Raw genomic sequence first — 14,642 nt, 5'->3', positions numbered from 1 at the left:
CGTATCTTCCGTATTTATTTCCCCAACAAGGTTTTAAGCATGGCCAAAGCTTTTCCGTGAATCTGAGATACCCTGGATTCGGTAACACCCAAGACCTCTCCTATTTCTTTAAAGGTAAGCCCTTCATAGTAATATAGCGACAAAACCAGCTGTTCCCTTTCTTCCAGCTTTTCCAGTGCCCCTTTTAATGTGTCGCAATCCTCCATCGCCTCCATATACTCCTCCGGGTTTGGCGATGTGTCGGGAACGAGGGCGCTCCTTTCTACATCACCCTCATCTAAAGAGATCACCTCGTCGAGGGAAACCACGTAGCTTCGACTCATCAACTCATAAAGCCATCTTAATTCTTTTTCGTCCATCTGGAGCTTTTCCATTAGCATCTCATCGTTTGCCTTAAGACCTTGTTCGTTCATCTCCGCTATAGCTTTTTCCAAACGTTGTATTTTGTCTCTAGCCCCTCTGGACAGCCAATCATACCTCCTGAGTTCATCTAAAATAGCTCCTCTGATGCGAGAAAAGGCAAAAGTGTTAAATGATACTCCACGAGAAGGATCGTACCTGTCTATGGCATCGAGCAATCCCATCGCACCAAAACTCAAAAGATCGTCCTGACTTAAGCCCGGGGGAATGACAATCGACATCCTTCCCACAACATAGCGAACTAAAGGAAGAAATAACCCAACTATCTCCTCTTTGATGGCTTCCGACCGAGTATCGACATATTTTCGCCATATCTCGTCCAAAACGTCCTTTGTAGGCTTCTTGCCCAAAACTGCTACCTCCTAAAAACCAGGTATAAAAACAATATAACAAAAAGAATAATAGACACAAAAACGTAATAGGTTGCCCTTTTCGGTAGCTCTTTCTCGTCGGCAATAACACTTACCTTAAGCTCGCCGGAACCTTTAAAAATCCCTTCTATATCGTCGGAAATATGAAGACGCACCAAATACTCTCCGCTTGGAAGCTGCTGAAGAGATTTCACCTTAAACTTAGGGTTAACATCGTTTTTCGCAAACAATCTGTTCATAAACTTTCCTAAGGGATTGTTAGATGTTATTGCTACTTCAACCATATCGCCCTTTTGTAAATCTGCTACGGGCTTCCCGTTCACTGCGTCTAATCTTGGCAGGCATGCCAACGATATACTTTGGAATCCAACGTTCGATTCTTCCTGTTGTTTCTCTTCTAAATCTGGCTTTTCTTCAGTTTTTTTCCCAAGAGGAGATAACCTATATCTTATTTCATTAAATTTTTCAACATCGATTTCGACAACCGTATCGAATCTTAGAATATCTCCTGTCTCCCTCGTGATGTTTCTTTGGAGCTGTTCCACATTGATGTGTGACATAAAGAGCTTATTCAAAGTAGTATGAGGAAAGAGTCTGTCTATTATTTTGTCAAATTGCCGCTTGGCGTAATTATCATGAACATCTTTATTTGATATAATATATGAATGAACTGATTCCCATGTTGCTTTAACATCAAAATCCTCAGGCAAATCCTTGGGACCAATCCAGCTTTCGTAGGCTAACATCTCTCCAGTCACACCTCTTGCCACCAAGCAAAAAACGCCGTTTAACTCTCCCTTCCTTCGAGGTTGAAGTTTTCCTTTAATTGCTACATAAGAAGGTGCCACTTCTTTGATAATTTCGATAACCTTTTGTATATTGCCTTCGCTTTGAACAAATATTGATTTGATTTCTTCTGCGGAAACTCCTGTTTGATTTGAAAGAAGCTGGATCAAAGTTTCGTTAGGTTGCTTTTCATTTTCTTCTATTGCTTCTATTTTTTGGCTTTTTTCTGGATCGCCCACTACTTACCAGCTCCTCCCAACTCGTTAAATTCTTTTTACTTCAGACCCTATCACCTTTACTACCATGATCCAGTTATCTGTATAAAACTCGACGCTACGCCCTTTATTTCCGCCAACGTCATAAGCGACCAATGATATGCCGAAATTACTAAGCATCTTCTTGGTCGCCTCGATGTTGCGCTCGCCAATAGCCAAAAAGGAACCTGAATTCTTTCCTGGGATTGAAAACATCTGAGCACCTCCGGCCATTTTAGCCTTTAGCCTGGACCTCAAGGCCCCCAGGGCGATCAATTCCTCGATTAATTTGGGAATGGCCGTATCGGCGTACTTGCCAAATTTTTTAACTTCCCTTCCCTCATGATTCTCGGGCAACATTATATGACTCATTCCTGCGACCTTCGCAATTTCATCATATATTACAAGCCCAAGGCAGGACCCCAAACCCAGGGAAGTCAATATAACAGGGTGCTTTGCAACGACAATTTCTCCCATTCCTACGTGATAAACTCCAGCCATGTTTTTAAAGCACCCCCAGCTTGGAAAGAAGCATGGACAAACTCTGAGGATCCGGCAAAAGCATCACATGGCCATTCATAGGAGTTTCATAATCCATGATTCTAAGATTCGCCTCCGAGACTATAGCAACATCCCCTACCATGCCATAGTAAGCAGCCAACAGGTCGAGTATGGCCCCCAACATATCGTGAGCAATGGCCGGGACGGTGACGGGCAATGAAGAATTAATCATAGAGCTGATGGCATTTAAAAAGGAACTTAAAACAATATTTCCTACTTCCACCAATAAACTGTCTGTAACTTCGTTCAACTGTTCAACCGATATATTTCCCAAATTCTTTTTAGCCAACACCTTCACAAGTTGACCGGACACTTCTTCGTTCATGATCCACAGCATGTTGCCCGATATCTCTCCCTCGAACCGAAGGTAAACGGCGCAAACCAATTCCGTAGGAGATGCGTATCTGTCGGAAATATCGTATATCGATACCAATTCAGCCTTAGGAACATCCATGGTAACAACAGACCCTAAAAGCTGTGACAAAGCAGTGGCTGCATTACCCGCTCCGATATTGACCGTTTCTCTTATAACGTCAAGATGAAAAGAGCTCAGACCTTCCAGTTCATTGTACTCCATCCCAGCATCTCCCGCTTATCCGCTACCAATTTCCGACACCGGCAACGTCCAATATCAACGCCACCTTGCCATCTCCCAAAATAGTAGCCCCGGCCATACCGCGCACCTTTGAGAGCAACTTTCCCAGTGGTTTTATAACTATATCCTGCTGTCCTATTAATTCATCCACAATAAGACCGCGGCGTTTACCGCTAGCCCCAACGCGGACAACGACCACAGGGAACTCTTCCTTGTCATCTAATTCTCCGGGGTAATTTAATAACGTCTTTAAATTATGAAGGGACAATATCTCCCCCCTTACGGTAGTTACCAAAGAACCGTGAACGTACTTTGTATCGCTTTTATCGACCAATAATGTCTCTTCGACATTCTCTAAGGATATGGCGTAAGTTTCATCTCCTATTCGAATCAAAAGGGCAAGGACAATGGCGAGGGTCAGAGGAAGTTTGATCGTCACTTTAGTGCCTTCATCTACTTTTGAAGTGATATGGAATTGCCCTCCAAGGGACTCCACTTTATTCTTAACCACGTCCATTCCGACTCCCCGTCCGGAAAGATCCGTTACCTTTTCGGAGGTACTGAACCCGGGAAGACACACAAGCGCCAGCGCCTCGTCTTCCGGCATAAATTCAGCTTCCTCTTTCGTTATAACCCCTTTCTCCACGGCTTTCTTTTTTATTTCCCCAGGGTCAATACCCCGACCGTCGTCCATCACTTCTATTAGCACACTATTGCCCTCTTGAAATGCCGCTATCGTGATGGAACCCTTGCGTGGTTTTCCTTTGGAGATTCTTTCCTGTGGCGTCTCTATACCGTGATCCAAAGCATTTCGCAGAAGATGGATCATGGGATCTCCTATCTCATCTATTACCGTCCTGTCGAGTTCCGTTTCGCTGCCTTCTATGAACAGCTCCGCTTCCTTTCCCAAGTTTCTGCACAGATCGCGAACCATCCGGGGAAATCTGTCGAATACGTAGGCAACCGGGACCATCCTCAACTTCGTAACTATTTCCTGAATTTCCGTCGATATCCTACCAAGCTGTAATAAGGGTTCCTCGAACTCGCTCAGTCCTGCTTCTGCAGCCAACCGCTCGATACGTGCCCTTCCAATGACTAATTCGCCTACTAAATTCATAAGTTTATCCAGTCTGCCTATATCAACCCTGACGGTCGTAGTCTGTTGCTGTTTTATGGAATTCAAACTTTCATTAATTCTATTCATCTTCACATTATCTTTAATCTGCGGTTTAACCTCGAACTCTTCTTGATTTTGCTCATTAGGCTTCGATTTCGAGGAATCTTCATCGGCGTCTATTAACTCAACGCAAAAGAGGCTAATATCAGATATAGAGGACAAAATCTTTTCTATCTCTTCCTTTGGTTCCTTAGTAATAAAGTATAGAACGAAACCATCGCCAAAATTTTCTCTTTCAAGATCTTCGACAGACGGTTGAGTTTTTATTACCTCTCCCGCTTCTTCAAGACGCGTGAGAACCAAGAAAGCCCTTGCAGATTTTAAAGCGCAGTCGGAGGCAATTTTAATCGTAATTTTATATACATCCAGCCCCTGCTCGCGAGCCTTGTCAAACCACCCATGTTCCAAGGCGTCCCAGGCATCGATCTCAGCAGACTCCTCTTTTTTTTGGATTGCGGATCCATGAGCAAGCTTAGATTTAATCCTCTTCGCCATCTCGCTAAGCTGTCTTCCCATCTCTCCCTCATTACCTTTTTCGCGAATTTCCCCAACCGCAGCAGAAAGCAAATCCAGGCATTTAAATATCAAATCGATATCCTCTACCCTCAACTGATATTCACCGTTCCTGACCATGTCTAACATGTCTTCTAGGGCATGGGTCAAATTTGCGATCCCTTCATATCCCATGGCAGCCGCCATGCCTTTAAGCGTATGGGCTATGCGGAATATCTCGTTTACCGTATCCCTAGATTGAGGATCCTTCTCCAAAAGCAAAATCAAATCGTTCAATTGCTCTAACTGATCACTTGATTCATCTAAAAAAGCACTCAAATATTCGCTCATATCCATGGCCCTCAGCTCCGTTCTTTGACTTATCTTTGGATATCATATCAATGCAAATCTATTACCTCGCTGCCAACTCTTCAATACGAATTGAAATGGCATGAAGAGGAAGAACCTCATCTACGGCTCCTTGCTCTACTGCAACCTTAGGCATACCATATATTACACAGGTATCGCTCGACTCGGCAATTACGTAACCCCCTCTTTGTCTGATGGCCTTAGCACCCTCAGCACCATCTCGACCCATTCCTGTTAAAATAATCCCTAGCGAAGTATCGCCAACAATATCAGCCACGCTTAAAAACAACAAATCAGCTGCCGGTTTTACGGAATGTAAAGGGGGCATATCGGAAAGTCGGCATATCAGTTGTTTTGCTCTATCATATTCTACTATAAGATGACTCCCTCCGGGAGCTATTACGACCATGCCGGGCTTAAGCTGCAAATTATCATATCCTTCCAATACCTCCAAAATTGAAATTTCGTTCAACCTTTCGGCGAAACTTTTGGTAAATCCTGCTGGCATATGTTGTACAATAACAATAGGTGCAATGGAGGTCGTTTTTACGTTTCCAAGTATATCTTGAATGGCCCGAGGGCCCCCGGTAGAAGCAGCAATTGCGACCACTTCAATGTTTTTTCTTTTTATCTGTATTGGCCTTACGGGCTCCTTAGTGGGCAGAGCAATCCCGATTAGTTTTTCAACAGAAGCAGATGCCGCTATTAACACTTTTTCCCTGAGTTCCTGTGCCACATCTTTCATATCTAAAGATATGGCTCCCGAGGGCTTGGCCACAAAATCGACAGCCCCTAAAGCCAGGGCCTTCATGGTCGTATCGGCACCCTTGCGAGTGAGACTGCTGACCATTACTACCGGTGTTGGTTTAAGTCGCATTATCTCCTTTAAGGCCGCAAGGCCATCCATACCGGGCATCTCTACATCAAGAGTGATCACGTCAGGATCCAACTTGAGGATCTTCTCGACAGCCTCTTTGCCGTCACGCGCTCGGTCTATTACTTTAATTTTTGGATCTTCTTCCAATATATCTGAAATAATTTTACGCATAAAGGCAGAACCATCCACCACTAAAACTTTTACTTGCCTAGTCGTGAAAGACATCCTTTGCATTTCTGAGCTCCTTGCTTCTTATGAATTGTATGAGCCTTCTTTCTGTAAATCTTGGATAACCCTCAAACTGTAAGCCCGATTCCAAAAATTCGCCTTCTCTTATGACACGCACAACATTCGATATCATATATATTTCCTCATTTGGATCCATATTAAACCTCAAATACAGCCTGTCGCCTTCCTCGAGAGACTCTTCCCTAACCTTGCTTCTCATTCTAATGCCACCCAAGCTTATATCCAACCCGCGAGCCTCTTCCCAGCTGGCAGAAAAGGGGGCTTTCTTTTCTCGGGAGAGAGAAAAGAAAGCAATTTCCATGTAACAACTTACTCTGGCATATCTGCGCCTTTGTATCTTCACAGGTTCACCTGAAGGGAAAAGCCATAATAGAGGGATGCCGTTACTTATGCTTCTGCGCAACACTTTCATTTGAATGATCATCGGAGGCTGTTTTTCAAATGTGATCAGATCTAATATCGTGTCTTTATACAATGGGACAAGACCGTTTTTTAAAAAAGGATGCGAAACTGCCACTGCACCATCTCTTACGTCCTCAATCCGAGATGGGTAGCTGCCTTTGTATAAACCATACTTGACCTTGATTACCACTTTTGTATTGATAACTTTTTCGAAAAACTCAGCCCACGACCTCTCGTCCACAATATCTCACCTCAATTGAAACTGCTTCAACAGCCTCATGCAAAAAGCCTTTATCCCCCTTCCGCTGGGAGCATTCAAAACGCTATCGACTCCTTCGGGATTGAAGATATTTTTAGCAATCCAAGCAACGCATTTGGACGCCTCGCAATCGGGATGAGAGATAACAAAGGGCATGCCCATCTTTATCGCTTCTTCTACATGAAAATCTTTTAATATATACCCCGCCATATTGATATCTATCCCCAAAAAATCTTTAGCAGTAAGCTGTAATCTTGAAGCAACTTCCTTGGCCTCTTTATCAGATTTTACCATATTGATCACCAAGTGCAGTTCCGAAGGAGTGGAAGATTTCCCTAACACTGCTTTAAGTAATCCATAACAATCCCTGATGGCGGTCGGATCAGGGGATGTCACTAATAGCAATGAGTCTGAAGCAATGGCAAAGACTACTACTGAGCGATGCACACCTGCCCCAGTATCTATCAACAAAACATCGCAGTATTCTTCCAAAGAAGCCAATTCTTCTATTAGTTTCAGCTGCCTCTTGGCATCCAGATCCGCCATTTCCTGTAAGCCCGTCCCGCCAGGCAACATATATACATTTTCCTGCACTGAAACCAAAATATCGGAAAGTTTCTTATCTCCCTTTATGACATATCCCAAGTGATATTTGGGATAAAGGCCGAACATCACATCGACGTTAGCAAGACCTAAATCGCCATCGAGTATAATGGTTCTGATACCCATTTTACCCAATGTCAAAGCTAGATTTACGGATAAGCTGGTCTTGCCGACACCGCCCTTGCCGCTGGCTATTGTATATGTCTTTATGCCTCCGGCTATTCTCTTTTTTAAACTCCTTAACTGATAGGCCTGATCTTTTTTCCCCATGCCACTTAAACCTCGGTCGTTTCAATAGACTCTAAACGCAAAGCAAGTCTTGCCAGACGGGCAGGAGAGGCGATCTCTATATCGCTAGGAACGTCCTGGCCTGTGGTAATATAGGAGAGGGGAATATTATAGGTTTTCATCAACTTAAAGATATTGCTGAGGAACGTAGTTTCGTCAACTTTCGTAAAAATGACTGCGTTATAGGGCACTATCTTGAGTTTTTCCACAACATCAACCATAGTTTCGTAAGAGGAATTTGCCGCGATAAGCAAATGAACGCAATCGGGACGTAAAGCTTCGTATACTTTACTATATTCTTGCAATCTTGCAAAATCTTTCTGGTTCCTGCCCGGAAGGTCTGTCAAAACAATTTCTGCATCATGTTTCCCCAGCGCTTTCTCTATTTCCTCCTTGTTTGAAACTACCTCCATGGGAACTTCAAGGATACTAGCATAGGTACGAAGTTGTTCCACCGCCGCTATGCGATAAGTATCTGCTCCGAGCAGCAATACCTTTTTTTGATGCCACAGGGCAAAGATTGCCGCCAGCTTCGCTATTGTAGTGGTCTTGCCTACACCAGTCGGACCTACAAACATGGCCCTTTTGCCGCCAAGGGCTGAGATAAAATCGCTCCCCGTGACCGAGATGGATTCTGCTAAAAAATCATCTAGTTTCTTGTTTCTCCCCTTTCGCAAATACTCAGAGGCTATTTCCATTGCCATAAGGGGATCGAATCCTACTTGCAAAAGAGTTTCGCATATTTGTCTTTCTCCGATTTCATTTGGAGCGCTTAATATGATATTTTCTTGAAAAGATGAATTAACTTCCTTTCCTTTATGCCCTTCAAGTGAAAGGTTTAATGCCTCATTCGATATCTCAAGCACATCGGTATTTTCTTTTGCTGCAGGAGCAACGTCTTTGTCATCGCCTGAAAACTCGCTGAGCAATTTTTGAAAAGCAATCAAGCGTTCGTGTTCATCTCTTTCATGCCTTTGGATGTTTTCTTCCTCTTCCAAAATTCCCGCTGTAACTATATATTTTTTCTTCTTGAACAACCCTAAAAAGCCACCACGCCTGATAGGCACGCTAGACAAAACGACTGCTTCCGGACCGAGTTTTTTCCTGGCCTTTTCAAAGGCCTCCTGTTCTGTATCGACCTCATAAATAATTTGTTTCACAACCCGCATCGTCATTCCACCGTCCCCAAAGATCGCACCTTTGTGCCGGGTTCTATCTCGCTATAGGCAAGCACGTGGACGTTTGTGAGCTTGCCTTCGATGATCTTTCGAACTATAAACCTTACATCCGGATGAACTAGCAATACGGGCATCCTGCCCTCCATGGCCATCTTTTCCATAGCCCTTGAGACTTGGGAAAGGAGAGAATTTAAACTCTTCGGGTCCATCTGCAGCTGCCATCCCTGCGATAAATCACCCTTCAGGGCTTCTCTTATCTTCTGCTCCCAGATCGGAGAAAGGGTCATGGCGGTAATTTGACCGTCCTCTCCTTTAAACCTGTGCGTTATATGCCGCGACAAAGCTTCCCTCACCCTTTCAGTCAAAAAATCAACGCTCCTGGAAATACGGCCGTTATCCGCCAATGCCTCAAATATCGTCACCAAATCCCTTATGGGAATTGACTCCCGAAGCAGGTTTTGAAGTACCTTCTGAATATCCCCCAAAGACAGCACTGACAAAAGCTCTTCGACAGCAGCAGGATGGCCTTCCTTGACAGTATCGATTAATTTTTGAACGTCCTGTCTCGATAGCAGATCGGCACCATATTTCTTAATTATTTCGGAAAGATGGGTTGCCAAGACAGAGGGAGCATCGACAACGGTAAAACCCATTTCCTCGGCCTTATCCCTAATTTCAGGTGATATCCAGAAGGCTTTAAGTCCGAAAGCCGGATCAGTGGTGGGAATTCCTACGAGAGCTTCTTCAACTCCTGATGTATTGATGGCAAGATAATGGTCCGGTATAAGTTCCCCTCGAGATACCTCGACCCCCCTTACCTTAATCACGTATTCTGTGGGCTTAAGCTGGATGTTGTCCCTGATCCTTATAGGGGGGACAATGAGGCCGGATTCCAGGGCCATTTGCCTTCTTATGGTGCTTATCCTCTCAAGCATGTCTCCGCCTTGAGAGGGATCGACAAGAGGAATTAAGGCATAGCCTATTTCCAATTCCATCGGTTCGACCGTCATGAGCGGCAAGACGTTTTCCGGTCCAGCCTGCTGAGGCCTGGCCTCCCGCCGGGCTTCCTCTTTGGGCATTTCGGCTGCAATTTTCTTTTCTCTGATCATGCGATACCCAAGGAAGCCCAATAGGGAACCTATGACTGCAAAGGGCAGAAAGGGAAGCCCGGGAACAATAGCCAACATAAAAAGAAGCCCCGCACCGATCAACAAAGGCCTGTGATTGGACGTCAACGAATTTATCACATCTATTCCCAGACTTGTTTCGCTGGCTGCTCTCGTTACTATCACACCTGTAGCGGTAGAGAAAACAAGAGCAGGTATTTGGGCCACCAATCCGTCTCCCACTGTGAGCAGAGCATAAACCTGCAAAGCCTGTCCCGCCGTTAAGCCTCTTTGAAACACGCCTATAGTAAGACCGCCAATGATATTAATAACAGTTATGATCAGCCCCGCTATGGCATCGCCTTTGACAAATTTGGACGCTCCATCCATGGCTCCGTAAAAGTCGGCTTCCCGCTGAATGCGAGTCCTTCTTAGCCTGGCTTCGCTCTCATCTATCAGGCCGGAATTCAAATCGGCATCTATAGCCATCTGCTTCCCCGGCATTGCGTCCAAGGTAAACCTTGCGGCAACTTCCGCAACCCTTTCCGCTCCTTTGGTTATAACTATGAACTGTATGACTACCAATATCAAGAACACCACGGCGCCGACAACGTAATTTCCCCCCACGACGAAGTTGCCGAAGGCCGTTATAACTTCGCCTGCGTACCCCTTTAAAAGTATAAGTCGGGTCGTAGAAACGTTTAAAGCCAACCGGTACAGGGTGGCTAACAGTAATATAGTGGGAAAAGCCGCTATTTCCAGAGCCTCCTTGACGTAAAAGGTAGAAAGGAGAGTGACAACGGCAAAGGTTATATTCAAAGACAAAAGGACGTCCAAAAGCTTTGTAGGCATGGGAATTATCATCATACCTATTATCATGACTACTAGAATAGCCATGGTTATGTCGGCAAAACGAAATATTCCTCTCTCCTTCGAAGTCCTTTCCCTTACGGCTCCCATGCTATCCTCCTGCTATTACACGTTTGCAATCTTATGCTTCAACCTATAAACGAAAACAAGGATCTCGGCAACTGCCTTGTACAGTTCTTCAGGTATCTTTTCGCCTATTTCGACATTATTGTAAAGCGTCCAAGCCAAAGGCGGCCTTTGAACCAACGGTATGTCGTATTTAATGGCCTCTTCTCTTATTTTGCCTGCTACTACCCCCAGCCCCTTAGCGATCACAACGGGCGCATCCATTATCTTTTTATCGTAAAGGATCGCAACAGCTATCCTGGTGGGGTTCGTGATAACGACGTCCGCTTTTTTAACTTCTGCCATCATCCTGCGCCTGGCAAGCTCCCGCTGCCTTTGACGAATTCTGCGTTTCAACTGGGGATCCCCCTCAAGCTGTTTAAATTCCTCCTTGATCTCCTGTCTGCTCATCTTTATGGATCTCTCAAACTCCCACTTTTGATAGGCATAGTCAAATATCGCAATTGCAAAAAGAGCTATTGCCATTTTAAGGGATAAGTTTAAAATAGTCTTCGATAATATGCCCAAACCGCCAGAAAGGGGCATTTGCATCGTTAAAAGAAGGGTCTCCAAACTCTTCTTTAGTCCAAAATAAAGAACGCTTGCCAGAAGGGTGGCCTTGAGCAACCCCTTGATCAATTCGACCAATGACCTTAAAGAAAGGACCTTTTTTAAACCCGAGACCGGATTTAACCTGTTCAATTTCGGTACCAGCGGCTTAGGAGTTATCAAAAAACCTACCTGAGCAAAACTGATTAAAACTACACCCAAAGCGGACAGGATTGCCAAGGGAAACCACGTCTTCAGATAAACGGCAAGACCTCTGGCGCTTGCCCTCCATATCCACTGGCCTCTGAAATTGACGTCATCGGAAAGATGGGAAAGCTCCCAAACAAAGAATTGCTTCAGCGTCGAAAAAAGAAAAAAACCCATAGCAAAAAGCAGCAAGACACCTGTTAAAATAGCTACCGATGACACCAAATCCATGCTTTTGGCAACTTGACCTTCTTCTCGGGCCTTTCTTCTCCTTCTCGGAGTCGCCGGTTCCGTCTTTTCTTCAGCAAACAACTGAAGATCAAACTTGAGATATTCCATCATCGCCATAGGTACACGCCTTCCAAGGCCAACACAATTGCTTTTTCGATTTCAACTTTTAAAATATCCACCAACAATGGTACCATGAACATCAAAACCAACATTCCGAGGAGTATTTTTATCGAAAAGCCCAAAACAAACACGTTCATCTGTGGCACCGTCCTTGCAACAAAACCAAGCCCGATGTCGGCAAGCAACATAGCTCCTAAAAAAGGCAGAGAAATTTTTATTGCAAGATAAAAAAGTTCAACCAGCCATTCGCCCGTTATTGAACCGTTGCTCCATGACCAACCCCATATGCCAAAGGGAAGCAACTTAAAACTATGAACGAGACACCTAAAAAGCAAAATATGACCGTTCCATTTAAAGTAAAACCACAGTGCCAACATGAACTTAAGTTGACCAAGCAGGGAAATCTGGGTTTCGGAAAAGGGATCCAATATATTGACCATTCCAAAACCCATATTGATGCCCGAAAATCCTCCTGCCAGTTGAAAGGCATACAAGGGCAGAGAGGCAAAAAAACCTATACCTAGCCCTATACAAAACTCCCTAAGCCCGACAAGTATCAAAGCAATAAAGCTTCCCTGAAACAACCCCTGAGGATATTCCAAAAGGGGGGAAAGGGCCAAGGCAAGCACAAGAGCGAACATAAACTTGACTGGGACCGGATAAGATGGCGGTGCAAAGGAAGGTGCAGCAATAGTCATGCCCAGAAACCTCAGGGAAACAAGCAATATCAATGTAAAATATTGAACAAAGCTATTTTCAAATGTCATGGCACCAAGCTAGCCAGATTGCCAAACAAATACTTGGCAAACTCCCCGACATGTCCAAACATCCAGGGTCCCAATAAAAATAACAATAAAAACACCGCTAATATTTTAGGTATAAATACTAAGGTCTGCTCCTGAATAGATGTGGCGGTCTGTAAAATTCCTATGACCAACCCAACAACCATCGCTACCAATAAAACAGGCATGCTGGATATCAAAATAATCCAGATTGCTTGTTGGAAAACATCGCTTACGGACAATTTAACTCACCCTTCACTTGAAACTGCTGACAACGCTGTATATCACAAGGTCCCAACCGTCGGCAACTACGAAAAGCAGGACTTTAAATGGGAGAGATATCAACATGGGCGGAAGCATGATCATGCCCATGCTTAGCAAAACGCTTGCTACAATCATATCGACAACTATAAAAGGTATAAAGATAAGGATTCCCATCTGAAATGCTTTTTTAAGCTCTCCAATCATAAAAGCCGGTATCAATACCCTAGTAGGAACGTCGTCGTGATTTTGCGGCTGGGGCAGATCAGAAAGAGAGACCATCAGGGAAAGCTCCTCATCCTTTACCTGGGAGAACATGAAATCTCTTATGGGCCCTATGGCTTTTGCATATGCTTCTTGTGTTGCTATTTCGCCGGCCATATATGGATTTATTGATTCGGAATATATTTTTTGCCATACGGGCGACATGGTAAAAAATGTCAAAAACAAAGCCAGAGTAACCAGCACCTGGTTTGGAGGCAACTGCTGAAGACCTATGGATTGGCGAACGAAACCCAATACCACTATAATTCTAGTGAAACTAGTAACCATTAAAACAATAGCCGGAGCCAAGCTTAGTATGGTTATCAGGGCAATGATTTGTAACGTAAGAGCAACATCGGAAGGCGAGTCCCCCGGCCTCACGTTAATGTCCAGCGTCGGGAATGGTATATCGGCAGGTTGAGCCAAAGCTCCCTTTGCCAAAAGTAAAATAAAAAAAAACACAAAAAACAAAGCAATCCTCGATCTCACGGCGGTTCACCTGGGTTGTGATTTATGTCGGTCCCACTCTTCGATACTCCATTTTCCCAGAAGAGCTGTTCCGGACTTGCCAACAAAAAGTCCCACTACGTGATCCTTGCAACGAATTAGATATACCTTATCGTTTCCCAAGGGCAGAAACGCTATCAGCTGAAGCTCATCGGACCTTTTCAACAATCCTCTCCTTGAAGCATAACGGTAAAATAACAGCGCTGCTACAGCGAGTAACGCTAAAGCCAAGACTATTTTAACTGAATAAGCAATAAACGAAAATTGGTTGTCGTTCTGGAAAGCAAATGCTTTTTCGCAAGCTGTCCATAACAAGAAAGCGAGGCATATGACAACACCTCGCTTATTTAAAAAAGTCAAAGTCAACGATACCCTCTCCTCAAAAGATTTTATTATTGAGATAAAGCTTTGCTCAAAGCATCAAGCACTCTGTCCGGTTGAAAGGGTTTCACGATGAAATCCAAAGCCCCGGCCTTTATGGCCTCTATCACCAACGCCTGTTGCCCCATGGCGCTAACCATCACGATCTTGGCGTTCGGATCGATCTTCTTTATTTCCTTCACCGCAGTTATTCCATCCATCTCGGGCATGGTTATGTCCATAGTAACAATATCGGGTGTCATTTCCTTATAAGCAGCTATCGCCTCAACGCCATTTGAAACTTCTCCTGCAATTTCATACCCGTTTTTCATTAAAATGTCTTTGAGCATCATGCGCATAAAAGCAGCATCATCAACTATGAGTACCTTTGGCACGAAA

General features: G+C 44.2%; 16 protein-coding genes. All 16 read right to left on the bottom strand.

Annotation, left to right across the window (positions count from 1 at the left end):
- Positions 1–14 precede the first annotated feature (14 nt).
- The 16 genes from HMPREF1705_RS06210 to HMPREF1705_RS06135 are packed head-to-tail and all read right to left on the bottom strand — an operon-like array spanning position 15 to position 14,638.
- Positions 15–770: a sigma-70 family RNA polymerase sigma factor gene (locus tag HMPREF1705_RS06210; RefSeq protein WP_009201660.1), complete on the bottom strand. Its 756-nt coding sequence runs from the start codon at positions 768–770 to the stop codon at positions 15–17.
- 5 nt (positions 771–775) lie between these two features.
- Positions 776–1,816, bottom strand: a complete 1,041-nt coding sequence (locus HMPREF1705_RS06205; RefSeq protein WP_009201661.1) for a hypothetical protein — start codon at positions 1,814–1,816, stop codon at positions 776–778.
- Between the two features lie 24 nt (positions 1,817–1,840).
- Complete coding sequence (locus tag HMPREF1705_RS06200) at positions 1,841–2,332, bottom strand: chemotaxis protein CheD (protein WP_009201662.1); 492 nt, start codon at positions 2,330–2,332, stop codon at positions 1,841–1,843.
- 4 nt (positions 2,333–2,336) lie between these two features.
- Positions 2,337–2,969, bottom strand: coding sequence for a chemotaxis protein CheC (locus HMPREF1705_RS06195; protein ID WP_009201663.1), 633 nt, complete (start codon positions 2,967–2,969; stop codon positions 2,337–2,339).
- A 22-nt stretch (positions 2,970–2,991) separates the two neighbouring features.
- Entirely contained in the window at positions 2,992–5,013 is a 2,022-nt protein-coding gene (locus tag HMPREF1705_RS06190; RefSeq protein WP_009201664.1) for a chemotaxis protein CheA, read from the bottom strand.
- Positions 5,014–5,068: 55 nt separating this feature from the next.
- Positions 5,069–6,136, bottom strand: a complete 1,068-nt coding sequence (locus tag HMPREF1705_RS06185) for a protein-glutamate methylesterase/protein-glutamine glutaminase (protein WP_111089573.1) — start codon at positions 6,134–6,136, stop codon at positions 5,069–5,071.
- The gene (locus HMPREF1705_RS06180) at positions 6,111–6,794 is read right to left on the bottom strand and encodes a flagellar brake protein (protein ID WP_009201666.1); all 684 of its coding nucleotides are present in this window, start codon (positions 6,792–6,794) and stop codon (positions 6,111–6,113) included. Before HMPREF1705_RS06180 ends, HMPREF1705_RS06185 begins: the two co-directional genes overlap by 26 nt.
- Before the next feature lie 6 nt (positions 6,795–6,800).
- The gene (locus HMPREF1705_RS06175) at positions 6,801–7,685 is read right to left on the bottom strand and encodes a MinD/ParA family protein (protein ID WP_009201667.1); all 885 of its coding nucleotides are present in this window, start codon (positions 7,683–7,685) and stop codon (positions 6,801–6,803) included.
- 5 nt (positions 7,686–7,690) lie between these two features.
- Positions 7,691–8,878: a flagellar biosynthesis protein FlhF gene (locus HMPREF1705_RS06170; protein ID WP_083489961.1), complete on the bottom strand. Its 1,188-nt coding sequence runs from the start codon at positions 8,876–8,878 to the stop codon at positions 7,691–7,693.
- Positions 8,875–10,947 (bottom strand): flagellar biosynthesis protein FlhA, encoded by a 2,073-nt coding sequence (gene flhA, locus HMPREF1705_RS06165; RefSeq protein ID WP_009201670.1) that lies wholly within the window; start codon positions 10,945–10,947, stop codon positions 8,875–8,877. The genes HMPREF1705_RS06170 and flhA overlap by 4 nt, the downstream gene beginning before the upstream one ends.
- A gap of 15 nt (positions 10,948–10,962) precedes the next feature.
- Positions 10,963–12,066, bottom strand: coding sequence for a flagellar biosynthesis protein FlhB (gene flhB, locus HMPREF1705_RS06160; RefSeq protein ID WP_009201671.1), 1,104 nt, complete (start codon positions 12,064–12,066; stop codon positions 10,963–10,965).
- Positions 12,057–12,836 (bottom strand): flagellar biosynthetic protein FliR, encoded by a 780-nt coding sequence (fliR, locus tag HMPREF1705_RS06155; RefSeq protein ID WP_009201672.1) that lies wholly within the window; start codon positions 12,834–12,836, stop codon positions 12,057–12,059. The genes flhB and fliR overlap by 10 nt, the downstream gene beginning before the upstream one ends.
- Positions 12,833–13,093 carry a flagellar biosynthesis protein FliQ gene (gene fliQ / locus HMPREF1705_RS06150; protein ID WP_040348213.1) on the bottom strand — a complete coding sequence of 87 codons (261 nt, stop codon included), beginning with the start codon at positions 13,091–13,093 and terminating at the stop codon, positions 12,833–12,835. The genes fliR and fliQ overlap by 4 nt, the downstream gene beginning before the upstream one ends.
- Positions 13,094–13,106: 13 nt before the next feature.
- Positions 13,107–13,838, bottom strand: a complete 732-nt coding sequence (gene fliP / locus HMPREF1705_RS06145; protein WP_040348597.1) for a flagellar type III secretion system pore protein FliP — start codon at positions 13,836–13,838, stop codon at positions 13,107–13,109.
- Between the two features lie 33 nt (positions 13,839–13,871).
- Positions 13,872–14,249 carry a hypothetical protein gene (locus tag HMPREF1705_RS06140; RefSeq protein ID WP_242603552.1) on the bottom strand — a complete coding sequence of 126 codons (378 nt, stop codon included), beginning with the start codon at positions 14,247–14,249 and terminating at the stop codon, positions 13,872–13,874.
- Between the two features lie 26 nt (positions 14,250–14,275).
- Positions 14,276–14,638, bottom strand: a complete 363-nt coding sequence (locus HMPREF1705_RS06135) for a response regulator (protein ID WP_071804899.1) — start codon at positions 14,636–14,638, stop codon at positions 14,276–14,278.
- Positions 14,639–14,642: the final 4 nt, after the last annotated feature.

This window comes from Acetomicrobium hydrogeniformans ATCC BAA-1850, from assembly GCF_000160455.2.
Classification (GTDB): domain Bacteria; phylum Synergistota; class Synergistia; order Synergistales; family Acetomicrobiaceae; genus Acetomicrobium; species Acetomicrobium thermoterrenum.
The sequence above is the reverse complement of the archived record's forward strand: the minus strand, read 5'-3'. Positions and strand labels throughout refer to the sequence as shown.

Excerpts from the sequence above, each read along its gene's own strand:
- HMPREF1705_RS06200 (WP_009201662.1), bottom strand. The coding sequence starts at position 2,332 with ATGGCTGGAGTTTATCACGTAGGAATGGGAGAAATTGTCGTTGCAAAG.
- HMPREF1705_RS06195 (WP_009201663.1), bottom strand. The coding sequence starts at position 2,969 with ATGGAGTACAATGAACTGGAAGGTCTGAGCTCTTTTCATCTTGACGTT.
- HMPREF1705_RS06190 (WP_009201664.1), bottom strand. The coding sequence starts at position 5,013 with ATGGATATGAGCGAATATTTGAGTGCTTTTTTAGATGAATCAAGTGAT.
- HMPREF1705_RS06185 (WP_111089573.1), bottom strand. The coding sequence starts at position 6,136 with ATGCAAAGGATGTCTTTCACGACTAGGCAAGTAAAAGTTTTAGTGGTG.
- HMPREF1705_RS06175 (WP_009201667.1), bottom strand. The coding sequence starts at position 7,685 with ATGGGGAAAAAAGATCAGGCCTATCAGTTAAGGAGTTTAAAAAAGAGA.
- HMPREF1705_RS06170 (WP_083489961.1), bottom strand. The coding sequence starts at position 8,878 with ATGACGATGCGGGTTGTGAAACAAATTATTTATGAGGTCGATACAGAA.
- flhA (WP_009201670.1), bottom strand. The coding sequence starts at position 10,947 with ATGGGAGCCGTAAGGGAAAGGACTTCGAAGGAGAGAGGAATATTTCGT.
- flhB (WP_009201671.1), bottom strand. The coding sequence starts at position 12,066 with ATGGCGATGATGGAATATCTCAAGTTTGATCTTCAGTTGTTTGCTGAA.
- fliR (WP_009201672.1), bottom strand. The coding sequence starts at position 12,836 with ATGACATTTGAAAATAGCTTTGTTCAATATTTTACATTGATATTGCTT.